We start from the raw sequence: 23,348 nt of genomic DNA on the forward strand, positions 1-23,348 counted from the left end.
CCACCCGAGCCGAGAGGACGATCATGAGCACGGTGACCACGCGGCCGCCCGAGGGCCGTTACGGCCGCTCCTCGGACGAGCGCGCCGACCGCACGCTCAAGGTCGTCGGCGCCGTCCTCTCGGCGGCCCTGCTGGCCCTCATCGGCTACTTCGCCTACCACTACGTCGGCCAGAGCAAGATCAGCGCCGAGGTGATCGCCTTCGACGCCGGGCGGGACTCGGTGAAGGTGCACCTGGAGGTCCGCAAGGACGCCGACGCCGACGGCTACTGCACCCTGCGCTCCCAGGCCGAGAACGGCGCCGAGGTCGGCCGGGCCGACTTCCGCTTCGACGGCGACTCCACCCGCATCGACAAGGTGGTCACGCTCCGCACCACCTCACCGGGCACGACGGCCGAGCTCCTCGGCTGTCACGCCGACTGATCTCATCCGGAATACGTAGCCGCTGACCTGTGTTGACGTGATTCTGATGGCTTATGTCCTCCCCCTTCCGGCAGCGAATTGTTAGGCTCGTGGTTTCGCCCATCCATGAAGGAACATGCTTCTTGGTAGGGCGATGCTTTGTATTCCAAGTACCTACGAGGAGCACCTGTGACCCAGACCAGCGAGAACGTCACCTGGCTGACCCAGGAGGCGTACAACAAGCTCAAGGATGAGCTTGAGTACCTTACTGGTCCCGCGCGCACGGAGATCGCCGGCAAGATCGCCGCCGCGCGCGAGGAGGGCGACCTGCGTGAGAACGGCGGGTACCACGCGGCCAAGGAAGAGCAGGGCAAGCAGGAGCTCCGGGTGCGCCAGCTGACCCAGCTCCTTGCGACCGCCAAGGTCGGTGAGGCACCGGCGGCGAACGGTGCCGTGGCGCCCGGCATGGTCGTCACGATCGCCTTCGACGGCGACGAGGACGACACGCTGACGTTCCTGCTCGCCTCCCGCGAGTACGCGAGCGCGGACATCGAGACGTACTCGCCGCAGTCCCCGCTGGGGACCGGCGTCATCGGCCACAAGGTCGGCGAGGACGCGGAGTACGAGCTGCCGAACGGCAAGACGGCCTCGGTGCGGATCCTCAAGGCCGAGCCGTACTCCGGCTGACCGGCTGATCCGCACCGGCCGATCGGCCGGCCTGCCCTTGAGGGCCCCCGGCGTCCGCAACGACGCCGGGGGCCCTGTCATGCCGTCGTCGTCACCTCGCGTGCCGTCACGCCGTGGCGGACCGGTACTTCCGCACCGCCAGCGTCCGGAATATGACGAGGATCACGATCGAGTAGAAGAGCGAGACCTACACCGGGTGCTGCACCGGCCAGCCTCTGAGTTCGAGAGCCCGGGGTTGCCGAAGAGTTCGCGGCAGGCCTGGACCGTGGCGCTGAACGGGTTCCACTCGGCGATGTGCCGCAGCCAGGGCGCCACGATCGGCAGGTACTTCCGATGCCCCGTCTCCGCGAGCGGCCTCGGCGTTCGCCTGCGAAGAAGCGTGATCAACCGGACGCCCGGCGGTACTTGCGCACCGCGAGCGTACGGAAGATCAGGAGGATCAGGACCGACCAGATCAGCGAGGCCCACACCGGGTGTTGCATGGGCCAGGCGTCGGGTGTCCGGAAGCCCGGGGGAAGGTTGCCGAAAAGCTCACGGCACGCCTGCACGGTGGCGCTGAACGGGTTCCACTCCGCGATGTGCCGCAGGAAGGACGGCATCATGTTCGCGTCCACGAACGCGTTCGAGATGAACGTCAGCGGAAACAGCCAGATCAGGCCGCCCGAGGTCGCCGCTTCCGGAGTGCGCACGGAGAGGCCAATGAGCGCGCCGATCCACGAGAACGCGTACCCGAGCAGCAGGAGCAGGCCGAACCCGGCGAGCACCTTGCCGAAGTTCTCGTGCGTGCGCCAGCCGATCAGCACGGCGACGACCGCCAGGACGACGAGGGTGAGCGCCGTCTGCACCGAGTCGGCGATGGTGCGGCCAGTCAGCACCGCACCACGCGTCATGGGCAGGGAGCGGAAACGGTCGACGAGGCCCTTGTGCATGTCGTCGGCGATGCCCGCGCCAGCGCCCGCGGTAGCGAACGTCACGGTCTGGGCGAAGATGCCAGCCATCAGAAACTCACGGTAGGCCTGAGTGGAGGTGGACGAGCCGACCTGGATCGAGCCGCCGAACACGTAGGTGAACAGCACCACGAACATGATGGGCTGGACCAGCCCAAAAATGATCATCTCGGGAATCCGACGCATGCGGATCAGATTCCGACGAGTGATGACCAGGGAATCGCTCACGGCGCTCACTTCACCTGCCCCTTCCAGGCATTGGGCCGCCGGTCTCGGACGCGCGGCGAGATGAATCCTGGCCGATACGAGCGAACGGGATCCGGGGTCCGGGAGATGCGGTTCAGGTTGCGTCTCGCAACCACCATCGAGTCCCGGATCGACTGGCTGACCGGGTCCGCGGCCGGCGCGACCCGCACGGCGTCGGTGACGGCGCTCACTTGGCGGCCTCCTTGTCGTTCTCCTCGTCCTTCGCCTCGGCCACGTGTCCCGTGAGGGACAGGAAGACGTCGTCGAGAGTGGGGCGGCGCAGGCCGATGTCGTCTATCTCGATGCCGCGGGTGTCGAGCTCGCGGATGACCTCGGCGAGCAGCTTGGCACCGCCGGTCACGGGCACGGTGAGCTTGCGCATGTGCTCCTCGACCGTGGTGTCGCCCTTGCCGAAACCGCGCAGCACTTCAGAGGCGGTCCGTATGTGCTCCGGCTCGTGCACCACGACCTCGACGCGCTCGCCGCCGGTGTGGGCCTTGAGCTGGTCGGAGGTGCCCTTGGCGATGACGCGGCCGTGGTCGACGACCGCGATGTCGTGCGCGAGGTGGTCGGCCTCTTCCAGATACTGCGTGGTCAGCAGCAGGGTCGTACCGCCGGAGACCAGGTCCTTGATGACCTCCCACAGCTGCTGGCGGTTGCGCGGATCGAGGCCGGTCGTCGGCTCGTCCATGAACATCACGGGCGGGCGGACGACCAGGGCCGCCGCGAGGTCGAGGCGGCGGCGCATGCCTCCGGAGTAGGTCTTGGCGGGGCGGTCGGCGGCGTCCACGAGACGGAACTGCTGCAGCAGTTCGGCCGCGCGGGCCTTGGCCGCCTTCGCCCTCATCTGGTAGAGCTGGCCGACCATCTGGAGGTTCTCGCGGCCGGTCAGGTACTCGTCGACCGCCGCGAACTGGCCGGACAGGCCGATGGAGCGGCGCACGGCGTCGGGCTGTTTGAGCACGTCGATGCCCGCGACGACGGCCTGGCCGCTGTCGGGCTGCAGCAGGGTCGTCAGACAGCGGACGGTCGTCGTCTTGCCCGCGCCGTTCGGCCCGAGCAGGCCCAGGACCGTGCCCTCGGGGACATCGAGGTCGACGCCGTCCAGAGCCCTTACGTCACCGAAGGTCTTGACCAGGCCTTCGGCATAGATGGCGCCTGGCATATGAGTCTCCATGTCGTTAAGGATTCGTCGGAAAGCCTAGGTTTGTGCATTTTGTTCCGCCCAGCGGCGGCATTGGGTGGTGACACAAGACACACCATAACGCGATGTATCGCGTCTCTCAACGGAATTCCTCGAACGAGTGACGAAGAGCCTCTGACCTCGGCGTTCGCCGCGGCGGTGAGCCCGTGCGGGCCGCGGGCGTCAGTCCATGACCGTGTAGCCCGCGTCGCGCAGGGCCTGGTTCACCTCGGCGCAGTGCGCCGGGCCCTTCGTCTCCAGGTGCAGCTCGACCTCCGCCTCCGTGAGCCCGAGCCGTGGGTCGGTTCGTACGTGGCTCACGTCGAGGACATTAGCGTCGACCACTGACAACGCACTGAGAAGCGTCGCGAGCGCCCCAGGACGGTCCGTCAGCCGCAGCCGAACCGCCAGGTAGCGGCCCTGCGCGGCCATGCCGTGCCGCAGCACGCGCTGCATCAGCACCGGGTCGACGTTGCCGCCGGACAGCACCGCCACCACCGGTCCCTCGAACGCGCCGGGCTCGCTCAGCAGCGCCGCGACCGGGCTCGCCCCGGCCGGCTCCACGACCAGCTTGGCCCGCTCCAGGCACAACAGCAGCGCGGTGGACAGCTCGTCCTCGGTGACAGTGCGCACCTCGTCGACAAGGTCGCCGACGATCCCGAAGGGCACGTCGCCCGGCCGCCCGACCTTGATGCCGTCGGCCATCGTCACCGGGTTGTCGATCGCGACGGGCCGCCCGGCCGCCAGGGAGGGCGGATAGGCCGCCGCGCCCTGCGCCTGCACACCCACGATCCGCACGTCCGGCCGCAGCGCCTTCACCGCGACCGCGATCCCGGCCGCGAGGCCGCCCCCGCCGATCCCGACGACGATCGTGCCCACCTCGGGGCACTGCTCAAGGATCTCCAGGCCCACCGTGCCCTGGCCCGCGATGATGTCGGGGTGGTCGAACGGGTGGATGAACACCGCGCCCGTCTCGGCCGCGTACGCCTGCGCGGCGGCCAGCGTCTCGTCGACCACCTGCCCGTGCAGGCGCACTTCGGCGCCGTAGTCCCGCGTCGCGCTGATCTTCGGCAGCGGGGCGCCCTTCGGCATGAACACCGTGGAGCGCACGCCGAGCAGCGCGGACGCCAGGGCGACGCCCTGAGCGTGGTTGCCCGCGCTCGCCGCCACGACTCCGGCGGCGCGCTCCTCGGGCAGCAGTCCGGCGATCCGGACGTAGGCGCCGCGCAGCTTGAACGAGCCCGTCCGCTGGAGGTTCTCGCACTTGAGGTGCACCGGCGCGGCCACCAGCTGGGACAGGTGCCTGCTGCCCTCCATCGCCGTCACCCGGGCCACGCCCGACAGCATCTTCTGGGCCCCGCGCACATCGTCGAGGGTGACCGCCCGCAAGGAGTCAGCCGTGCTGTTGCTCATGACTCAAGCATCGCAGTTCACGGCGGGAACGGCCGCTGTGACCAACCTCCGAGACTGGTTCGCGCAGCGCCGGTACGACCCGCCTCCCGTCCGCGTACCCTGTCCCCCAACCCAGCACCCTTCATGAAGTGAGCCCCCGGCCATGCCCACAACACCTGAAATGTCGATGGACATGACGACCGTCGGTGACACCGGCCTTCTCGACACGCTCCAGCACGAGGTGGCGGTGTTCGCCCGCCGTGCGGAACAGACCCGGCTCGGCGGGGTCGGGCAGGTGCGCAACTCCATGGACCGCGCCGCGTACCTGCTGCTCAACCGCCTCGACACGGAAGGCCCGATGGGCGTCAAGGCGCTCGCCGCGAGCATGGGGATCGACTCCTCGACGGTCACCCGGCAGGTGGCTCCGCTCGTCGACACCGGCCTGGTCAAGCGCACCTCACACCCCGAGGACGGACGGGCCGTGGTGCTCCAGCTGTCCCCGCGCGGGCAGTCGCGTCTTGAAGAGGTGCGCTCGTCCCGGCGTCAGTTGATGGCCGAGCTGACGCAGGACTGGGCACCGGAGGAGCGCGAGGCGTTCTGCACGTTCCTGACACGGTTCAACACCGCGCTGTCCACCCGGATGGCCGCCCACGGCCCGGGGCCGGAGGCCGAGTCGCCGTCCTGAGCAGCCGGACACGGCAGCGACGGCCCCGGTACGGCACCGACGGCACGCGCGTGTGCCCCGACTCCGGCCCCGGAGTCTTGACCGACGGGCCACCCCTGGCCTCATATGAGACCGGGGCCTCGTCGTACGCGGCCGGCACAGGCCGTACGGCGGCCGGGACCCGCATCCTCAGGGTCGCCCTCAGGGGGGAGGCGCGGTGCGAGCACGGCATGCGTCCCAAGGTGCCCGGCGGGCCCGGGAGTTCGAGGCGTTCGTCGCGGGCGCGGCCAGGCGGCTGCTGCACGCCGCCACGCTGCTGACGGCGGAGGCGCCGGACGACAACCCGCGCGCGCGACGCCTGCTGACCCTGTCCCTGGCCCACACGTACGCGTGCTGGGACCGGCTGCGCGGCGAGGACCCGTACGCCCGCACCCGCCAGGAACTTGCCGCCCGCTTCGCGCGCGGGGCGTGGCATCACTACGGCGGCCTCGGGCGGGCCCGCCCGCACCCCGCGAGCGCCCTGGCCCGGCTCAGCCCGCAGGAGCGACTGATCCTGGTCCTGCGGATGTACGAAGGTGTCGCCGATGAACAGGTGGCGGCGCAGCTCGGCCTGTCCCCTGACCGTGTCCGGGCGATCTGCGCCCGCGCGCAGACGGCCCTGCTGCACCAGCCGCGAGGACCGGCCCCGGCGGTGCTGGGCGCGAAGGTGGCTCCGTCATGAGCGGGCGGAAGTGCGGCGGTCGCGCCGGGATGAGCCGGTGGGAGTACGGCGGTCGCTCCTGTGGGGATCAAGGCGCTCGCGGGGTCCGGGGCCGCGTCGGCGGCGGAGTGGGCCGGCGCTCTCGGGTTGGCTCCGGTGCAGGCCTCCGTCACCGCGCTCCCCGCACAACGCGATCGGGCGCCGGGAGGCGCGTATGAGCAGGCTCGACCGTGACGCAGCCGTGCGGCGGATCCTGGAGGAGGGGGCGCCGTCGGTGCCGCCCGAGCTGTGCGCGCAGGCCGTGCGCCGGGGCGGGCGCATGCTGCGGCGCAGGGTGATCGCCCGCCGTCTGATGTGGCTGCTGCTGTGCGCGGCGGCTGTGGCGTTCGTCGTGTGGGCGGTCATGACCCGCCCCTGGGTGGAGCCGCCGTCGGAGACGACTCCACCGCTCACGGGCTGGTGAGACCCCGCGGGTTCCGGCCGGGATCCCGCCCCGGTCAGCCGAGTGCCTGCTGCAGGTCTTCCAGGAGGTCGTCGACGTTCTCGATGCCCACGGAGAGGCGTACGAGATCGGCGGGCACCTCCAGGGCCGAGCCGGCCGCGGAGGCGTGCGTCATGCGGCCGGGGTGCTCGATCAGCGACTCGACGCCGCCGAGGGACTCGCCGAGCGTGAACACCCTGGCCCGGTTGCAGACCTCGACGGCCGTCTCCTCGCCGCCGGCGACCTGGAAGGAGACCATGCCGCCGTACGACCGCATCTGCTTGGCGGCGACCTCGTGACCGGGGTGCTCCGGCAGCCCCGGGTACAGCACCCGCGTCACGCGCGCGTGCCGGGTCAGCATGTCGGCGATCTTGCTGGCGTTCTCGCTGTGCCGGTCCATGCGCACCGACAGGGTCTTGGTGCCGCGCAGCACCAGCCAGGAGTCGAAGGGCCCGGCGACCGCGCCCATCGCGTTCTGGTGGAACGCCAGCTCCTCGCCCAGGTCCGCGTCGGCCGCGACGAGCGCGCCGCCCACCACGTCCGAGTGCCCGCCCATGTACTTGGTCAGGGAGTGCACGACGATGTCCGCGCCGAGGGACAGCGGCTGCTGGAGGTACGGCGTGGCGAAGGTGTTGTCGACGACGAGGCGGGCGCCCGCGTCCCGGGCGATCTGAGCGACGGCGGCGATGTCGGTGATGCCCAGGAGGGGGTTGGACGGCGTCTCCACCCAGACGACCTTGGTCTTCGGGGTGAGGGCGGCCCGTACGGCGGCGGGGTCGCTGGTGTCGGCGACCGACCACTCCACGCCCCAGCGGGCGACGACCTTCGCGAAGAGGCGGAACGTGCCGCCGTACGCGTCGTTGGGGATGACCACGTGGTCGCCGGGGGTGAGCAGCGTGCGCAACAGGCAGTCCTCGGCCGCCAGTCCGGACGCGAACGCGAGGCCGCGGCGGCCGCCCTCCAGGGCGGCGAGGTTCTCCTCCAGTGCGGTCCTGGTCGGGTTGGCGCTGCGGCTGTACTCGTAGCCGCAGCGCAGTCCGCCGACGCCGTCCTGCTTGTAGGTCGACACCTGGTAGATCGGCGGGACGACCGCACCCGTCAGGGGGTCGGCGGTGTTGCCCGCGTGGATCGCGAGCGTCTCGAAGTGCTGACTGATGTGCCTGTCGCTCATGGGCACCGAGCGTAGTGCGCCGACGGGCGGGATGGCGGGCGCGGATCGCGGCGGCCGGCCCTGGCGGCGGCGGTCCGGCGGTCCGGCGGTCCGGCGGTCCGGCGGTCCGGCGGGAACGTCCGCGAGAGGTTTTCCACAGGTCCGCCGACGAGGTTGGCCAATTGTCGGCGCGGTCTGGTTCGCTTGGAGTATGGAGATTCTCTGGGTGCTGATCGCACTGGTCATGCTCGGCTTTGTGCTGCTGCCCTTCCTGCGGCGCAGGCGGGGCGCGATCGGGCTGGTCTCGCCCGACCATCCGGACGCCGCGGACCCGGCGAACTACGGCTTCGTCCGCGAGGAGGAGCTGGACATCCGGATGCCCGGCCCGGACCAGGACCTGCTGGACGTCCTGGACCTGGTGCAGCGCACCCAGGACTACCGCGCGGCCCAGCAGCTCCTGGCCGGCACGGAGACCGAGGGCGAGCGGCGCTGGCAGCGTGTGCAGGCCTTCGCGGGCGCCGCCTCGCTGGAGCTGCAGCAGCGGCCCGGCGGGGTGAGCGAGGCGCCGGGCGGGCAGTGGCTGCGGGTGTGGCGGGCCGAGCATCCCAAGGACGCGGGCGGTGCGGCGGTGCACGCCGAGTTCCTGGTGCAGCAGGCGTGGCGGACGTCCACGCCCGGGACGGACGAGTTCCGGATCATCATGGAGGAGGCGAAGGCGGCCTGCGGCGAGGCGGCGCTGCTGGCCCCCGGCGACCCCATCCCGTACATCGTCGAGCTGTCGGTGGCCCGCGGACTGGCCTATCCGCACCCGGAGTTCGAGCAGCTGTGGCTGAAGATCCTGGACCGCGCGCCGACGCACATGGGCGCCCACCTGGCCGCCCTGCACTACTGGTGCGAGAAGTGGCACGGCTCGCGCGAGCTGGCGTACGAGTTCGCGGAGGCCGCGGCGGCCCGCGCGCCGAAGGGCTCCCTGCTGGCCGCGATGCCGCTCTTCGCGGTGTTCGAGCACATGCCCGAGGTGAACCTCGTCGCCGGTTTCTACCAGAGCGAGGTCGTCACCAAGGCGATCCACGGCGCGCTGCACGCGGTGCACTCGGCCCGCCCGGACGACCCGATGCTGGCACACGTCCGCCACATGCTGGTCTTCTTCCTGGTGCGCAGCGAGCGCTGGTCGGAGGCCATGAACCAGCTGATACACATCGACGGCCACGTGGGCGCCCTGCCCTGGACCCTCTCCCCCGACCCGGCCGCCGAGTTCGCCGTCTACCGCGCCCTGGCGGTGGCGGGCTACGAGGCGAACGGCGGCAGCCCGGCGAGCCTGCCGCACTGAGCCCGGCTCGGCCCCGGCACCTGGCCGGAATTCGGGCAGGGCCCCGCACGTTGAGGTGGATGACGCCGGCGCCGATTGGAGACCGCATGTTCCTGCACAGCCGTACGCCCCAGCTGCCGACCCCCGAGCAGGCCCTGCCCGGGCGCCCGGAGCCGGCGTTCACGGTCCCCGACCGCCACACCGTCCTCGGCAACCCACTCCTCGGCCCCTACCCCGAGGGCCTGGAGATCGCCGACTTCGGCCTGGGCTGCTTCTGGGGCGCCGAGCGCAAGTTCTGGCAGCTCCCGGCCAGGATCTGGACGACCCTGGTCGGCTACCAGGGCGGTTACACCGAGAACCCCACGTACGAGGAGGTCTGCTCGGGCCTGACCGGCCACACGGAGGCCGTCCGCGTCGTCTACGACCCGAACCTGATCTCGTACGAGCGCCTCCTGAAGACCTTCTGGGAGTCCCACGACCCCACCCAGGGCTTCCGCCAGGGCAACGACGTGGGCACCCAGTACCGCTCCGCGATCTACACCCACACCCCCGAACAGGCAGCCACCGCCAGGTCCTCCCGCGAGGCCTACCAGAAGGTCCTCACAGCCTCGGGCCACGGCACGATCACCACGGAGATCCTCCCGTCCGAGGACCGCCCCTTCTACCCGGCGGAGGCCTACCACCAGCAGTACCTGGACAAGAACCCGGCCGGGTACTGCGGCCTGGGCGGGACCGGGGTGTCCTGCCCGATCGGCGTTGCCCGGGCAGAGGGCTGACAGCTTCGGGCGCGCTTCGCCTCGGCGGGGCTGGGGCAGGCCAGGTGCCCCTTCCGAGGGCGGCTGGGTTGCCTCGTGTCCGACGGGCACCGCCTTGCGACCCATCGGTGTGGCGTCGGCCGAAGGGTGGTCAAGGGGTGGCCGCGTGCCGTCGGGTTCACTCGGAGGGGCCCGACGGGGTCGAAGCGCCCGTTCCCGAGCGGGTCGCGTCCGTGCCCCAGCTGGCCAGGAGGTGTAGGGCCTCGGCTGAGGGGGAGTCCGGTTCGGCGTGGTAGGTGATCAGCATCTGTTCGCCGTCGTCGGGGAGGCGGAAGGACTCGAAGTTGAGGGTGAGGTCGCCGACCAAGGGGTGGCGGATGCGTTTGATGCCGTAGCCCTTCTCCTTGACGTCGTGGGTGGCCCACAGGCGCCGGAACTCCTCGCTCTTGACGGAGAGTTCGCCCACGAGGGCGGACAGGCGCGGGTCGTCCGGGTGGCAGCCGGCGTCCATGCGCAGGTGGCTGACCACGTCGGACGCCTTCTGGTCCCACTCCACGTACAGGTCGCGGTACTCGGGCCGCAGGAACACCAGCCGTGCCCAGTTCCGCTCCTGCTCCGGCAGCTCGGCCCAGTCGCCGAAGAGGGCCGCGGCCAACCGGTTCCAGGCGAGGATGTCGGAGCGCCGGCCGGTGATGTAGGCCGGAACGCCGTCGATCGAGTCCAACAGATGACGCAGCGCCGGCCGCACCTGCCGGGTGCGCGCCGCCGGCTTCTTCTTGTGCTGCTTCGGCTTCGCCAGGTGCGTCAGATGCGCGTGCTCGGCGTCGGTCAGCCGCAGCGCGCGGGCGATGGAGTCGAGGACCTCCGCCGAGACGTTGCGGCCGTTGCCCTGCTCCAGGCGCGTGTAGTACGCCACGGACACCCCGGCCAGCTGCGCCAGCTCCTCGCGGCGCAGCCCCGGTACCCGGCGGTGCCGCCCGAAGTCCGGCAGCCCCACGTCCTCCGGCTTCAGCCGGGCACGCCGGGTGCGCAGGAACTCGCTGAGCTCGGCACGCCGGTCCAGGCCGGTGCCGGCCTCGGGTACGGATTCGGGCTGTATGTCCATGCGTCCAGTATTCACCGTCGTACGCAGGGCATCCTGACCCCGCCAGTGGTACGTACGGTGTGCGTACGCAAAGCCGTGGCCTGGGTGAATGGCGGACGGTTCGGCAGGCTGGGTGGCGTGCCCGGTCAGGAACAGAAGGCAGCCGGGCACGGACCCCCGCTAGGAGAACCCCGGCATGACCACTGTTGCCGCATACGCCGCGCCCGCCGCCAAGGCTCCGTTGGAGCGCACCACCATCGAACGGCGTGCGGTCGGCGAGCACGACGTCCTGATCGACATCGAGTTCGCCGGTATTTGCCATTCCGACATCCACCAGGCCCGCGAGGGCTGGGGCGAGGCGCTCTTCCCGATGGTTCCCGGCCACGAGATCGCGGGCGTGGTCTCGGCGGTCGGCTCCGGCGTGACCCGGTTCGCCGTCGGTGACCGCGTGGGTGTCGGCTGCATGGTCGACTCGTGCCGCGAGTGCGAGAACTGCAAGGACGGCCTGGAGCAGTACTGCGTCAAGGGCAACGTCCCGACGTACAACGGCATCGGCAAGGACGGCGAGCCCACCTACGGCGGCTACTCGCAGAAGATCGTCGTCGACGAGGGCTTCGTCGTCCGCATCCCCGACGGCCTGTCCCTCGACGTCGCCGCGCCCCTGCTGTGCGCCGGCATCACCCTGTACTCCCCGCTGAAGCGCTGGAACGCCGGCCCCGGCAAGAAGGTCGCGATCGTCGGCCTGGGCGGCCTCGGCCACATGGGCGTGAAGATCGCGCACGCGCTGGGCGCCGAGGTGACCGTGCTGTCGCAGTCCCTGCGCAAGCAGGACGACGGCCTGAAGCTGGGCGCCGACCACTACTACGCCACCAGCGACCCGAAGACCTTCGAGGAGCTCGCGGGCACCTTCGACCTTATCGTGTCGACGGTGTCGGCCCCGCTGGACTTCAACGCCTACCTGACGCTGCTGAAGACCGAGGGCGCGCTGGTGAACGTGGGCGCCCCCGAGGAGCCGATCTCCCTCAACCTCTTCTCGGTGATCGGCGGCGGCAAGACCCTCGCCGGTTCCATGATCGGCGGTATCGCGGAGACCCAGGAGATGCTGGACTTCTGCGCCGGGCACGGCATCGGTTCCGAGATCGAGCTGATCCGCGCCGAGCAGATCAACGAGGCGTACGAGCGGGTGCTGGGCAGCGATGTGCGGTACCGGTTCGTGATCGACACCGCGACCATCTGATTCATCCCGATCATCTGATTCATCCCGACCATCTGGACCATCTGGTTGTCGGCGCCCATGCCGGCGGCGAGCTCACCGGGCGCGGCGGACGGTCCCGCGGCGTCGTGGCCGGCGCCGATGACCTGGCTGCGCGAGCCGTCCCCCTTCGTGCCGGCGCCGGCGCCGCTTCCGCCGTCCGATGTCGAACAGCCGGCCAGCGGCCCGCCGACGACGGCCACCGCCAGGGCGGCACTCACTCCCACTGCACGCACACCCACTCCGATCCTCTGCTAAGGCAAGGCACCCGATGGTGGACCTAGGACCCGAGCCCGAGGGCGAGCGCGGGAGGCGGATGCGCCGCAGGGCCGATGCCCGCGGGCGGGGGCCGGACCTAGCGTGGGAGCCGTGCCGGGGTACACGGATCCGTGCCCGGTACGAGCACGTACGAGACCTGCGCCACCGCACGCGAACGTACGAGGAGGCCGCACGATGACCGTCCAGCTCAACCACACCATTGTCGCCGCACATGACAAGGAGGCCTCGGCCCGGTTCCTCGCCGGCCTCCTGGGCCTGAAGGTGAGCCCGCCCTTCGGCCCGTTCGTCCCGGTGGAGATCCCCAACGGCGTGACCCTCGACTACCTGGCCGAGTCCGGCGACATCACGCCGCAGCACTACGCCTTCCTGGTGTCGGAGGACGAGTTCGACGAGATCTTCGGCCGCATCCGGGAGGCCGGTCTGACCTACTGGGCGGACCCGTACCACCGGCACCCCGGCGAGATCAACCACAACGACGGCGGGCGTGGCGCGTACTTCGAGGACCCCAACGGCCACAACCTGGAGATCCTCACCCGCCCGTACGGCAGCGGCGGCTGATCCCCGGGGTCCCCCTCCTACGGAGTGCCGTGGTGGCCGCCGAGGAACCGGAGCAGTACGGCGGCCTCCGCGCGCAGTCAGAGCCTTGCCGATCGGCTCCGTCAGAGCGCGGAACCGGCCTTCCAGTCGGCCCAGTTCTTGATGTTCCAGCCGTTGAGGCCGTTGTCCGGCGCGACCGTCTTGTCGCCGGTGTTCGTGATGACGACCACGTCACCGACCATCGAGTTGTCGTAGAACCACGCACCCGGCACGTTCGGGTCGTTGGCGCCCTTCTTGTCCTGCAGGCCCACACAGCCGTGGCTGGTGTTCACGTTGCCGAAGATGGACTTGGCGCCCCAGTAGTTGCCGTGGATGAAGGTGCCGGAGGAGGTCAGCCGGATGGCGTGCGGCACGTCCTTGATGTCGTACTCGCCCTTGCCGTCGTCGTCGGTGAAGCCCACCGTCGCGCCGTTCATCCGGGTTTCCTTGAACTTCTCGGACATCACCATGATGCCCTGGTACGTCTTGTTCTTGGGCGAACCGGCGGAGATCGGGATGGTCCGGATGGTCTTGCCGTCCTGGGTGACCCGCATCTGCTTGGTCTTCGCGTCGACGTACGAGACCTGGTTGCGGCCGATCTTGAAGGAGACCGTCTTCTGCTGGACGCCGTACACGCCCTCGGCGCCCTCGACCCCGTCGAGCGCCAGCTTCAGGGTGACGGTGGAGCCTTCCTTCCAGTAGTCCTGGGGGCGGCAGTCCATGCGGTTGGCGTTGAACCAGTGGCAGGCGACTTCCTGGCCGCTGGTGGAGGTGACCGTGATGCCCTTCTGGACGGCGGCCTTGTTGGTGATCGCCTTGTCGAAGTTGATCGACACCGGCATCCCGACGCCGACCGTCGTGCCGTCGTCCGGCGTGAACGTGCCGATGAAGCTGTTGGCCGGGGCGACCGTGGTGAACGAGGCGTTCTCGTGGGCGACGCGGCCGTTGACGTCCTTCGCCTCCGCCGCCAGCTTGTAGGTGGTCGAGCGCTCCAGCTGGCCGCTGGGCTTCCAGCTCTTCTTGTCGGCCGATATCTGGCCCTCGACGGCGGTGCCGTCGGACGTCGTCATCGTGACGTCCGTGAGCGTCCCCTTGCTCACGGTCACGGCGGCCGAGTTGTTGATGGAGGCGTTGTCGGAGCCGTCCTTCGGTGTGATCTTGATCTGGGCCTCGGAGGTCTTCTTGGCGGCCGCCTCGTCGGCCTTGGCCTGCGAGGAGTCCTTGCCGCCGCCGCCCGAGGCGCCGTCCCCGCCGCCGGAGCACGCCGAGAGCACCAGGACACCGCCGAGCAGCGCGGACGCGACCGTCAGGCCCCTGCGCCGCTTACTGTTCGCAATCACACGTTTCTCCATCGTTGCCGAATCCCGAAAAACCCCGAGAGTCCCCGTCAAGAGCTTTCAACGCTACGACCCGTCCCGTTCCACCTTCTTCGGAGGTGGGGCGCACCACGTCCGCGCGGGCGGCTGGTGCGGGTGTCGGTCAGTGCGCCTCATGAGACGACAAAACCCCGGACGGCGGTTGCCGCCCGGGGCCATCAATTCCCCCAAGACGCCTCAGCCGGCCTCTTCTTCTTCGTCGTCGTCTTCCCCATCATCCCCGTCGAGATCCCAGTCCGGCGAGTCAGGGTCGTAGTCGATCCGCTCACCGCTCCAGGACGCCTGCTGGAGCTCGACCCCCGGCACCTCGCTGACCAGGCCGAACGGATCAACGAGATGGGCGAGGGCCTCCGCCGTGTCTTCCGTCACAGCGCTCTCGGCGTGGACCCGCTCCGAGGCCGGCAGCTCGGAGTCGTCCGCGATCCGGCGCAGCGCGGCCTTGGTTACCGCGTCGGTGTCGCCGACTTCGAGAACCAGGTCTACGCGAAGCCGGACATATCGTGATGTCTCTGCAGTACTCATGATCGGAGGGTAAGGCTCACAGCTCCCGTGACTTTCCCGTGACCCGCGCTTTCACTAACATCGCCCCACACGGCCAACCCACAGGCCAATTGGCCAGGACCACAAGGGGATCGATATTCCGTGTCATCCGTGCGCCGTCCGCTGCTGACCGCCACCGCCGCGGGCACCCTGCTGGGCGCCCTGTGGTTCGTTCCCTCCGCGAACGCGACGGCGGACGCCTCGGCGAGAGTCGCCCACTCGACGACCTCGACGACACAGGCCAAGGCGGTGCCGGCGGACGCGTCCGAGACCGAGGCGCAAGCGAGACAGGCCCGGCTGGCCGCCACCGGAAGCTTCGACACCACGCCCTATGTCGTCGGCGGCACGGTCTCCCTGACGCTGGGCGCCGGATTCGTGGTGTATTCGATGCGGCGGGAGCGCCTCGGCCTCTGAGGCCCCGTCCGGCTCACCGTTTCTGAGGCCCCGTCCACTGCGGACAGGGCCTCATGCCCCACAGGGGTCCTCGCACCATGAGCGCCAGATGAGGTCGCGTGGTCTGGTGCCGTGCATCGCAAGGCGCCGGAGAGCCCTCGATGGGGGTGCCCCGGCTCGAGCGGAGCCGAGAGTGGGGGAGGAGCTACTGGGGCTTTTCGGCAACGCGGCGAGGTGCGGTGCCAGACCACGCGACCCGGGCGGGCATAGTGCAAGGACCCCTTACCGCAACGGCCCGGTGACGCTCTCCACCGCCGCGACCAGCCGCCCCTCGCGCACGAACGCATCCGCCGCGGCCAGGTCGGGCGCCAGGAACCGGTCGGGGCCCGGACCGGCGGCACCGGCCTTGCGTACGGCGTCGATCACGGCCTGCGTCGCGGGTGCCGGGGTCAGGCCCTCGCGCAGCTCGATCGCGCGCGTGGCGGCGTACAGCTCGACGGCGAGCACGCGCGTGAGGTTGTCGACGGCCGTGCGCAGCTTGCGCGCTGCCGACCAGCCCATCGATACGTGGTCCTCCTGCATCGCGGAGGACGGGATCGAGTCCGCCGACGCCGGTACGGCCAGCCGCTTCAGCTCGCTCACCAGCGCGGCCTGCGTGTACTGGGCGATCATCAGGCCGGAGTCGACGCCGGCGTCGTCGGCGAGGAACGGCGGCAGACCATGGCTGCGGTTCTTGTCGAGCAGCCGGTCGGTGCGGCGCTCGGCGATGGAGCCGAGGTCTGCGGCGGCGATGGCGAGGAAGTCGAGGACATAGGCCACCGGGGCGCCGTGGAAGTTGCCGTTGGACTCCACGCGCCCTTCCCCGGTGCCGAAAGCCTCGGAGGTGCCCCGAGGCAACACCACCGGGTTGTCCACCGCCGACGCCAGCTCGCGTTCGGCGACCACGCGCGCGTGGGCCAGGGTGTCGCGTCCGGCGCCGGCGACCTGCGGGGCGCAGCGCACCGAGTAGGCGTCCTGGACGCGGGGCGCGTCGTCCTGGTGGTGCCCGGTCAGGCCCGAATCCCTCAGTACGGCCAGCATGTTGGCGGCGCTGGCGGCCTGGCCCGGGTGGGGGCGGATGGCGTGCAGCTCGGGGGCGAGGACCTTGTCGGTGCCGAGGAGGGCCTCAAGGGTGAGGGCGGCGGTGACGTCGGCGGACTTGTACAGCGTCTCCAGGTCGGCGAGGGCCATGACCAGCATGCCGAGCATGCCGTCGGTGCCGTTGAGGAGGGCGAGGCCCTCCTTCTCGCGCAGTTCGACGGGCCGGATCCTGTGCGCGGCGAGCAGTTCGGGGGCGGGCCGTACGACACCGTCCGGGCCCTCGGCGTCCCCCTCCCCCATGAGCGTGAGCGCGCAGTGGGACAGCGGGGCCAGGTCGCCGGAGCAGCCGAGGGAGCCGTACTCGTGCACGACCGGCGTGATGCCGGCGTTCAGGATGTCGGCCATGGTCTGTGCGACCTGGGGCCGGACGCCGGTGTGCCCGGAGCAGACGGTCTTCAGGCGCAGGAACATCAGGGCGCGGACGACCTCGCGCTCGACCCGCGGCCCCATGCCGGCGGCGTGCGAGCGGACGATGTTGCGCTGGAGCTGCGCTCGCAGCTCCGGGCTGATGTGCCGGGTGGCGAGTGCGCCGAAGCCGGTGGAGACGCCGTAGACGGGATCGGGCTTGGCGGCCAGCGCGTCCACGATCTCGCGGGCCGCGGCGAGGGCGGCCAGCGCCTCCGCGGAGAGCTCGATGCGGGCGCCGGCGCGCGCCACGGCGAGCACGTCGGCCGCGGTCACGCCGGACGTCCCCACCACCACTGTGTGCATATCCATATTCAGGAGCGTACGCAGTGAATTCGAAGATGTCATCACTGGGTCCCGGGTTCACCCCTTACGACTCCGATGGCGTCCTACGGCTCCGGGGGTGCGTGCCGCCCGCGGAACCGCCGCCGCTCCCCGTTCGCCTCCTCGGAGGGCGCGTCCGCGAGCCGTACGACGGGGTCGTCGGGCCCTTCACGCCCGGCGACGACGGGCCGGTCCGCGCGTTCGGCCTTGGCCCGGTACTGGGCGGCGTCGGCCAGCCGGAACAGGCGGCGGGCGGAGCGGACGGAACCGATGGCGTCCTCGGTGGACGCGACCCCGCAGGCCACGCCCTCGCCGAGCTCCAACTCGGCGGCGCGGCGGCACAGTTCGTCGGCCGCCTTCACGACCTCGTCGGAGGGCGGGCCGACGGCGAGCAGACAGAACTCGTCCCCGCCGAGCCGCGCCGCGAGCGTGCCCGGCAGCATCGCCCCGCACAGCGACAGCACGGACCCGAAGCGCTCCAGGAGGCGGTCGCCGACGGCGTGCCCGTGGGTGTCGTTGACCCGCTTGAGCCCGTTGAGATCACAGACGACCAGACTGACGACGGCACCGTCGCGCCGGTGCCGCTCGACGGCCCGTTCCAGGTGTACGTCGACGGCCCGGCGGTTGGCGAGTCCGGTGAGCGCGTCGGTGTACGCCAGCCTGCGGGCCTCCTCCAGCCGCTCGGTCTGGGCGATCCCGGCGGCGACGACGGAGGCCAGGACGGTGGCGAAGTCGGCGTCGGCACGGTCGAAGACGGGTGCGCCGACGGGGCGGGCGACGTACAGCTCACCCCACGCACGCCCGTGCAGGATGATGGGAGCGACCACGCAGCACCCGCGCCCGCGGCGCCGCAGTGCGGCAACACGCTGATGGCAGTACCCCGGCCGCCGCCCCGCCGCAGGCCCCTCAGCCGTCTCCACCCAGGCGCCGGGCTCCCCGCCCCCCGCCCACTGCTCGTGCAGGAACTCGGTGATCTCCGCGAACTGATGCACGGGATAGGACTCGTCCTCCGGGAACTCCTCCTCCCCCTCGGCCAGCTCCCCGACATTCACGAGCACCCTGAGCCGTCCGAGCTCCCGCTCCCACATCGACAGCGCGGCGAAGCTCCCGCCGAGCGCCCGGCACGCACCGGCTGCCGCCGCCCGCCACGCCTCACGCGAACTGTGCGCGGCCGCCATGCCCTGCGCCAAGGCCACCACGGACGCCAGCCGGCTGTCGTCACCCATCACTCCAGGCTAGGGATGTTTCCGACAAACCGAGACGTGGGCCTCCGGCGGTTGGGCCGTTTGTGGGTGCGGGGGGTGGTGCGGCGGGTGAGGTGGCTGCGGTGCGTCTGCATCTGCGGGCACGTCGTGGCGCGCGTCCCTGGGGGCTGCGCCCCCAGACCCCCTCGGCCTGACGGCCTCATCCTCAACCGCCGGACGGGCTGGAAACCGGCAGACCACACCCGACAACGACGCCCGGCGATGCCGCAAGCCACGGCAGTCGCGCCGTCGTAGCTGCGGCCAGTGGTGCCACTGGGGCGGCGCCCACCCCACAGCAATCAAAGCCGCCGCAGCCACGGACACCCGCAGACGCCGCAGCCGCAGACACACACAGCCGCCGCAACTGCGGGCATGCGCGCCTCCCCCGGTGCCTTGAGGGCCTGGAAGGGTACCCCCAGGGCGGCACGGGCGGGCGATGGAGGTACCCCCGCGCGAGCTCGTTCGAGCGTGGGGGAGGCACCCCGCAAGCGCCGGGCCGCGTGCCCCGACCCCGGCCCACGCCAACCGACAGTCACTCCCCCGGCCACACCGGCTTCCGCTTCTCGTTGAACGCCGCCACCCCCTCCGCCCGGTCCACGGAGAACGCCACCGCCCGCCACGCCGCGTCCTCCACCTCCAACCCGGCCCGCAGATCCAACCCGTGCCCCAGCCGAAGCGCCCGCTTCGCCGCCCGCAGGCCGACAGGCGAATGCGCCGCGATGCGGGAGGCCAACGCCAGCGCCTCCTCCCGGTCCCGCCCGGCCTCCACCAGTTCGTCCACGAGCCCCAGCTCCCGCGCCTCCCCGGCCTCCACCCGCCGCGCCGAGAAGATCAGCTCCGCCGCCCGCGCCGCCCCCACGCGCCGCGGCAGCAACTGCGTACCGCCACCCCCCGGAATCACCCCCACCGACACCTCCGGCAACCCCACCACCGCCGTACGGTCGGCCACGATCAGGTCACAGGCCAACGCCAGCTCGAACCCACCCCCCAGCGCGAACCCGTGCACCGCCGCCACCGTCGGCACCGCCAGCTCCAGCACCCCGGTGTACGCACCCCGCGCCACCGGCCGCTGCCGCACCAGCTCCGCGTCGCTCAGGGAGTTCCGCTCCTTCAGATCCGCCCCGACACAGAACGCCCGCTCATGCGTCGAGGTCAGCACCACCACCCGTACGCCCCGGTCGGCCTCCAACGCCTCGCACGCCCCGGCGATGGACCGCGCCATCCCGGTCGACACGGCGTTCATGGCCTTCGGCCGGTCGAGGACGAGCTCCGCCACACGCCCCTCCTCGTGCCGCCGCACCAGCACGAACTCCCCGAACCGCTCCTCACTCATGACACCCTCCGAGACGTTAACGCGGGTTAACAGCATCGGCCCCGATCATCGCAGCCGACCGCGCCCCGGGAAAGCGCCGGCGGCCGATTCCCCGTTCGAGTGACATCTCGCCGACTCACGCCCCACGTTCCGCCCCGGCGCATAGCGTGCGCTCCGCGACGGCGCATCGGGGGCGCCGTGCGCCTCGGGGAGGGAACGCGATGACGACGACAGACACACCGGCACCGCAGAGCAGCGGGCGCGGCCGCCACCGCAAACCCCGCCCCCGCAAGGTCCTGCTCGCCACCGGCGGCCTCGCCCTGGCCGCCGGCGCCCTGAGCCTCGTACGGCTGATCCCCGGTTCCGGCACCGGCGGTATCGGCACCACCGAGGCCCAGTCCGACCAGGGCCGGGCCACGAGCGCGGATCCCGACGGCACGGACCGGTCGTCCGTCGCCGCCGACGCCGTACCCGTGGTGAGCCCGTCGGCGACATCGCCCCTGGGCGGTCCGGGTACGCCCACGACGAGAGGCAGACCGGTCAGCCCCGCCGCATCGTCGCTCTTCTCCGAAACCACCCCTCCGCCCGCCCCCAAACCCACATCCACATCCAGATCCACGCCCATGACGAATCCCGCCGCGGTGAGCGACCGTCCAGAGCCCGCTGCCCCACGTCACCCGCCAGCGACGGGCACCACAGCCCCGCCGAGCCGCACCCCACCCACCGCCCCGCCCTCACAACCGGACCGGCCGGACCGCCCCGTGCCGGGCCGGCCGGACGACCCCGGCCTGTGCGTGCCGGTCATCGGGGTGTGCGTCGGCTCCACGGACGGGGACCGCTGACGGCGCCCACGACGGCCGCGCGTGCCTACGACGGCGCCGGCCCGCCCCGCCGGGCCAGCAGCCACGGCTCCACGACCCCCAGCCCACGCACCGGCCGCTGCCACATCGGCTGCAACCCGAACCGGTACGCCGGCGGCTCCTCGCCCTCCTTCTCCGCCGTGGCCGCCGCCTCGGCCGCCTGCGCCTCGGAGGCGGGGGCGTCGCCCGTGCGGACCAGTTCCTCGGCGAACGCGCTGTCGACCAGGACGGTGTCCTTGGGGGCTATGGAGGTGAGTCGGGAGGCCAGGTTGACGGTCGTACCGAAGACGTCACCCATCCGGGTCGTCACCGTGCCGAAGGCCATGCCGACCCGCAGCTCCGGCATCGTCTCGTCGTGCGCCATGGTCTCGATGAGGCGCAGCGCGATCTCGGCGGCCGTACCCGCGTCGTCGGCGGCGTACAGCACCTCGTCGCCGAGCGTCTTGATGAGCCGGCCGCCGCGCGCGGCCACCAGGTCGGCGGCGGTCGTCTCGAAGGCCTCGACGAGCTCGCCCAGCTCCTCCTCCTCCATACGGCGGGTCAGCCGGGTGAAGCCGACCAGGTCGGCGAAGGCGACCGCGAGCCTGCGGTCGACCATCTCCTCGTCGTCGGCGGCCTGCACGACCCGGCCGGTGGCGGCGGCCAGCTGGCGCCGCCAGACGTAGACGAGGAACTCCTCCAGCTCCGGCAGCAGCAGCTCGACGAGGGGATACGTCACCTCGGTGCGGGTCATCCCCGGCTCGGGGGGCTCGGTCAGGCCCTCCAGGAAGGAGTCGATCTGCCATTCCGCCAGCCGGGCGGTGGTCTGCCCGGTGGACCGGGCCACCTGGACGGCCATGGCCTCGCTCAGCAGGCCCGCCTCGACGAGACCGGCCAGCCGCCGCAGGGCCAGCACGTCGGCCTCGGTGAGCGCCTTGGCCTGCCCGATGTCGGCGAAACCCATGGCCCGCCAGAAGCGGGTGGCCAGCTCCAGGGAGACACCCGCGCTGCGGGCCGCCTGGAAGGGGGTGTAGCGCCGCTCCGCGCCCAGGATGAGCCCTTCGAGGCGCAGAGCGAGCGGGTCCTCGCCGGACTCGGCGGGCTGGGGGTCTCCCCGCTCGAGCGAAGCCGAGGGTGGAGGAGGGTCCAGCCGCCTCTGCGCGTCCGTGCCGGAGCCCGAGTCGTCGACGGTCACGCGTGCTGCCCTTCCGATCTGTCACGGTCAGGTATCGACCGGCCTCCAACTTTACGTCAGATGTGCGCCAGCTCACTCCGTCCGGTTGGGCCGACGGCACCGTACCGGCACCGTTGAGTCACCCATGCCCGCACAAGCGCCGGACGGGCTGAGCTGGCACGCTCACGCCGGTCGCAAGTGAACGATGTCCCCCGCCCCCACCGGCTCCTGTACCCCGTCCTCCGTCGCCAGCACCAGCCTCCCGTCGCCGTCGATCGCCACGGCCTCCCCCGTCAACGACCGCTCCCCCGGCAGCTCGGCCCGCACGACCCGCCCCAACGTCGCGCACCCCGCCGCATACGTCTCCTGCAGCCCGCACGCCACGGGATCACCCCCGGCACCCCGCCACCGCCCGTACCAGTCCTCCAGCGCCCGCAGCACCGCCCGCAGCAGCGGATCCCGGTCCGTGCTCACCGCCCCGGCCAGCGCCAGCGACCCGGCCTGCGGGACCGGCAGCTCGTCCGCCCGGAGCGTGACGTTGATGCCGACCCCCACCACCACGCCGTCGTCGCCCGCCCGCTCCGCGAGGATCCCGCCGGCCTTGCGTTCCTCGCCGCCCACGGTCACCAGCAGATCGTTCGGCCACTTCAGCGCCGTATCGACGCCCGCCGCCCGGGACAGTCCCGTCGCCACCGCGACCCCGGTCAGCAGCGGCAGCCAGCCCCAGCGGGCAACCGGGACCTCGGCCGGGGTCAGCAGCACCGAGAAGAACAGGCCCGAGCGGGCCGGTGCCGTCCACTGCCGGTCGAGGCGGCCGCGGCCGGCGGTCTGCTCCTCGGCGACGAGGACCGCGCCCTCGGCCGCCCCGCCCCGCGCGGCCTGCTCCACCAGGTCGGAGTTGGTGGAGCCAGTGCTCTGCACCACCTCCACCTGCGACCACAGGCCCCCCTCGCGCACGAGTGCCCGGCGCAGGGCGGCGGCATTGAGGGGCGGGCGGCCGAGGTCGGACCATCGGCTCGACCTCGGCTCACGGGGCCCGTTGGGCGTGTTTCCATCTCCACCTGATGGCGTCTTCATGCAAGCCACCCTAGGTTTGACATCCTCCACCCCGCAGAGGGAGTGGATTCCAGCCCCGCGGGGCTGAGGTTCACGGGCGCTCGACCACTCACGTGGTGACACCCCTCCGACGTGTCCCGCCGCGCACCTTGGTCGTACGCACGACGTTGGCCGCCGCGCCGCCGGTTCCCTAGTGCCCCGGCAGGCAACGTTCGCCCCGTCGCGACGCCCGGCACGCCCTCTCGCCGCACCGGCCGAAGCCCAAGTACATCCAGTACGAGGACTTCCGGCCGGCACGCCGAGAGCATGCACCGGACGCCGCTCCTTGACGGGCAAACGTTGCCAGCCGGAGCACTAGTGGTGTGTCGCTGCTTAATTACGGTGTGTCTGGTTGGGAGGTTGGTGTCTGGCAGATTCCTTCCCCTTTGCCAGACAGGGC

General features: G+C 71.3%; 24 protein-coding genes and 1 pseudogene. 11 read left to right on the forward strand and 14 right to left on the reverse strand.

Going from position 1 to position 23,348, the window contains the following annotated elements; translation table 11 throughout:
• Positions 1 to 23 precede the first annotated feature (23 nt).
• Together H8R17_RS27415 and greA are read left to right on the forward strand one after the other, a co-directional pair.
• Positions 24 to 422: a DUF4307 domain-containing protein gene (locus H8R17_RS27415; RefSeq protein WP_187825888.1), complete on the forward strand. Its 399-nt coding sequence runs from the start codon at positions 24 to 26 to the stop codon at positions 420 to 422.
• A 168-nt stretch (positions 423 to 590) separates the two neighbouring features.
• Entirely contained in the window at positions 591 to 1,088 is a 498-nt protein-coding gene (gene greA / locus H8R17_RS27420; RefSeq protein ID WP_187825889.1) for a transcription elongation factor GreA, read from the forward strand.
• A gap of 106 nt (positions 1,089 to 1,194) precedes the next feature.
• On the opposite strand, the pseudogene H8R17_RS47460 reads toward greA, so the two are convergent.
• The 5 genes and pseudogenes from H8R17_RS47460 to ilvA form a co-directional block, all read right to left on the reverse strand.
• A pseudogene (locus H8R17_RS47460) lies at positions 1,195 to 1,403 on the reverse strand (ABC transporter permease); the annotation flags it as partial.
• A 68-nt stretch (positions 1,404 to 1,471) separates the two neighbouring features.
• The gene (locus H8R17_RS27425; protein ID WP_187825890.1) at positions 1,472 to 2,272 is read right to left on the reverse strand and encodes an ABC transporter permease; all 801 of its coding nucleotides are present in this window, start codon (positions 2,270 to 2,272) and stop codon (positions 1,472 to 1,474) included.
• A complete protein-coding gene (locus H8R17_RS27430) occupies positions 2,269 to 2,472 on the reverse strand; it encodes an integral membrane transport protein (protein WP_187825891.1) in 204 nt (67 codons plus the stop codon). The genes H8R17_RS27425 and H8R17_RS27430 overlap by 4 nt, the downstream gene beginning before the upstream one ends.
• Positions 2,469 to 3,446: an ATP-binding cassette domain-containing protein gene (locus H8R17_RS27435; protein WP_187825892.1), complete on the reverse strand. Its 978-nt coding sequence runs from the start codon at positions 3,444 to 3,446 to the stop codon at positions 2,469 to 2,471. Before H8R17_RS27435 ends, H8R17_RS27430 begins: the two co-directional genes overlap by 4 nt.
• A gap of 201 nt (positions 3,447 to 3,647) precedes the next feature.
• Positions 3,648 to 4,877, reverse strand: coding sequence for a threonine ammonia-lyase (ilvA, locus tag H8R17_RS27440; RefSeq protein ID WP_187825893.1), 1,230 nt, complete (start codon positions 4,875 to 4,877; stop codon positions 3,648 to 3,650).
• A gap of 160 nt (positions 4,878 to 5,037) precedes the next feature.
• Between ilvA and H8R17_RS27445 the strand changes: the two genes are divergently transcribed.
• The 3 genes from H8R17_RS27445 to H8R17_RS27455 all read left to right on the forward strand — a co-directional run bounded on the left by H8R17_RS27445 (position 5,038) and on the right by H8R17_RS27455 (position 6,683).
• The gene (locus H8R17_RS27445) at positions 5,038 to 5,541 is read left to right on the forward strand and encodes a MarR family winged helix-turn-helix transcriptional regulator (RefSeq protein ID WP_187825894.1); all 504 of its coding nucleotides are present in this window, start codon (positions 5,038 to 5,040) and stop codon (positions 5,539 to 5,541) included.
• Between the two features lie 196 nt (positions 5,542 to 5,737).
• Complete coding sequence (locus tag H8R17_RS27450) at positions 5,738 to 6,241, forward strand: sigma factor-like helix-turn-helix DNA-binding protein (protein WP_187825895.1); 504 nt, start codon at positions 5,738 to 5,740, stop codon at positions 6,239 to 6,241.
• Positions 6,242 to 6,434: 193 nt separating this feature from the next.
• Entirely contained in the window at positions 6,435 to 6,683 is a 249-nt protein-coding gene (locus H8R17_RS27455; RefSeq protein WP_187825896.1) for a hypothetical protein, read from the forward strand.
• 34 nt (positions 6,684 to 6,717) lie between these two features.
• Here H8R17_RS27455 and H8R17_RS27460 read toward each other — a convergent pair whose 3' ends face one another.
• Complete coding sequence (locus tag H8R17_RS27460; protein WP_187825897.1) at positions 6,718 to 7,872, reverse strand: cystathionine gamma-synthase; 1,155 nt, start codon at positions 7,870 to 7,872, stop codon at positions 6,718 to 6,720.
• Positions 7,873 to 8,062: 190 nt separating this feature from the next.
• Here H8R17_RS27460 and H8R17_RS27465 point away from each other — a divergent pair, with 190 nt between their 5' ends.
• Positions 8,063 to 9,181 carry a hypothetical protein gene (locus H8R17_RS27465; RefSeq protein ID WP_187825898.1) on the forward strand — a complete coding sequence of 373 codons (1,119 nt, stop codon included), beginning with the start codon at positions 8,063 to 8,065 and terminating at the stop codon, positions 9,179 to 9,181.
• A gap of 86 nt (positions 9,182 to 9,267) precedes the next feature.
• The gene (gene msrA / locus H8R17_RS27470; protein WP_187825899.1) at positions 9,268 to 9,936 is read left to right on the forward strand and encodes a peptide-methionine (S)-S-oxide reductase MsrA; all 669 of its coding nucleotides are present in this window, start codon (positions 9,268 to 9,270) and stop codon (positions 9,934 to 9,936) included.
• A 157-nt stretch (positions 9,937 to 10,093) separates the two neighbouring features.
• Here the strand turns inward: msrA and H8R17_RS27475 are convergent, their stop codons facing one another.
• Positions 10,094 to 11,020 carry a helix-turn-helix domain-containing protein gene (locus H8R17_RS27475; RefSeq protein ID WP_187825900.1) on the reverse strand — a complete coding sequence of 309 codons (927 nt, stop codon included), beginning with the start codon at positions 11,018 to 11,020 and terminating at the stop codon, positions 10,094 to 10,096.
• Positions 11,021 to 11,195: 175 nt separating this feature from the next.
• On the opposite strand from H8R17_RS27475, the gene H8R17_RS27480 reads away from it, so the two are divergent.
• Both H8R17_RS27480 and H8R17_RS27485 read left to right on the forward strand, forming a co-directional pair.
• A complete protein-coding gene (locus H8R17_RS27480) occupies positions 11,196 to 12,236 on the forward strand; it encodes an NAD(P)-dependent alcohol dehydrogenase (RefSeq protein WP_187825901.1) in 1,041 nt (346 codons plus the stop codon).
• Between the two features lie 468 nt (positions 12,237 to 12,704).
• The gene (locus tag H8R17_RS27485; RefSeq protein WP_187825902.1) at positions 12,705 to 13,088 is read left to right on the forward strand and encodes a VOC family protein; all 384 of its coding nucleotides are present in this window, start codon (positions 12,705 to 12,707) and stop codon (positions 13,086 to 13,088) included.
• A gap of 101 nt (positions 13,089 to 13,189) precedes the next feature.
• On the opposite strand, the gene H8R17_RS27490 is transcribed toward H8R17_RS27485, so the two are convergent.
• Both H8R17_RS27490 and H8R17_RS27495 read right to left on the reverse strand, forming a co-directional pair.
• Complete coding sequence (locus H8R17_RS27490) at positions 13,190 to 14,458, reverse strand: Ig-like domain-containing protein (RefSeq protein WP_187825903.1); 1,269 nt, start codon at positions 14,456 to 14,458, stop codon at positions 13,190 to 13,192.
• Positions 14,459 to 14,659: 201 nt separating this feature from the next.
• Complete coding sequence (locus tag H8R17_RS27495; protein WP_187825904.1) at positions 14,660 to 15,004, reverse strand: hypothetical protein; 345 nt, start codon at positions 15,002 to 15,004, stop codon at positions 14,660 to 14,662.
• Positions 15,005 to 15,124: 120 nt separating this feature from the next.
• On the opposite strand from H8R17_RS27495, the gene H8R17_RS27500 reads away from it, so the two are divergent.
• A complete protein-coding gene (locus tag H8R17_RS27500) occupies positions 15,125 to 15,436 on the forward strand; it encodes an LPXTG cell wall anchor domain-containing protein (RefSeq protein WP_187825905.1) in 312 nt (103 codons plus the stop codon).
• A 261-nt stretch (positions 15,437 to 15,697) separates the two neighbouring features.
• Here H8R17_RS27500 and hutH read toward each other — a convergent pair whose 3' ends face one another.
• The 3 genes from hutH to H8R17_RS27515 all read right to left on the reverse strand — a co-directional run bounded on the left by hutH (position 15,698) and on the right by H8R17_RS27515 (position 19,861).
• A complete protein-coding gene (hutH, locus tag H8R17_RS27505) occupies positions 15,698 to 17,266 on the reverse strand; it encodes a histidine ammonia-lyase (RefSeq protein ID WP_187825913.1) in 1,569 nt (522 codons plus the stop codon).
• An 83-nt stretch (positions 17,267 to 17,349) separates the two neighbouring features.
• On the reverse strand, positions 17,350 to 18,510 hold the full coding sequence (locus tag H8R17_RS27510) for a diguanylate cyclase domain-containing protein (RefSeq protein ID WP_187825906.1): 1,161 nt from the start codon (positions 18,508 to 18,510) through the stop codon (positions 17,350 to 17,352).
• A gap of 550 nt (positions 18,511 to 19,060) precedes the next feature.
• Complete coding sequence (locus H8R17_RS27515) at positions 19,061 to 19,861, reverse strand: enoyl-CoA hydratase/isomerase family protein (protein WP_187825907.1); 801 nt, start codon at positions 19,859 to 19,861, stop codon at positions 19,061 to 19,063.
• Between the two features lie 200 nt (positions 19,862 to 20,061).
• Here H8R17_RS27515 and H8R17_RS27520 point away from each other — a divergent pair, with 200 nt between their 5' ends.
• Positions 20,062 to 20,682, forward strand: a complete 621-nt coding sequence (locus H8R17_RS27520) for a hypothetical protein (protein WP_187825908.1) — start codon at positions 20,062 to 20,064, stop codon at positions 20,680 to 20,682.
• A 25-nt stretch (positions 20,683 to 20,707) separates the two neighbouring features.
• Here H8R17_RS27520 and H8R17_RS27525 read toward each other — a convergent pair whose 3' ends face one another.
• Both H8R17_RS27525 and H8R17_RS27530 read right to left on the reverse strand, forming a co-directional pair.
• A complete protein-coding gene (locus tag H8R17_RS27525) occupies positions 20,708 to 21,874 on the reverse strand; it encodes an adenylate/guanylate cyclase domain-containing protein (RefSeq protein ID WP_187825909.1) in 1,167 nt (388 codons plus the stop codon).
• Between the two features lie 162 nt (positions 21,875 to 22,036).
• On the reverse strand, positions 22,037 to 22,930 hold the full coding sequence (locus H8R17_RS27530; RefSeq protein ID WP_187825910.1) for a biotin--[acetyl-CoA-carboxylase] ligase: 894 nt from the start codon (positions 22,928 to 22,930) through the stop codon (positions 22,037 to 22,039).
• Between the last annotated feature and the right edge of the window lie 418 nt (positions 22,931 to 23,348).

It is taken from the genome of Streptomyces sp. TRM68367 (assembly GCF_014495685.1).
Taxonomy (GTDB): domain Bacteria; phylum Actinomycetota; class Actinomycetes; order Streptomycetales; family Streptomycetaceae; genus Streptomyces.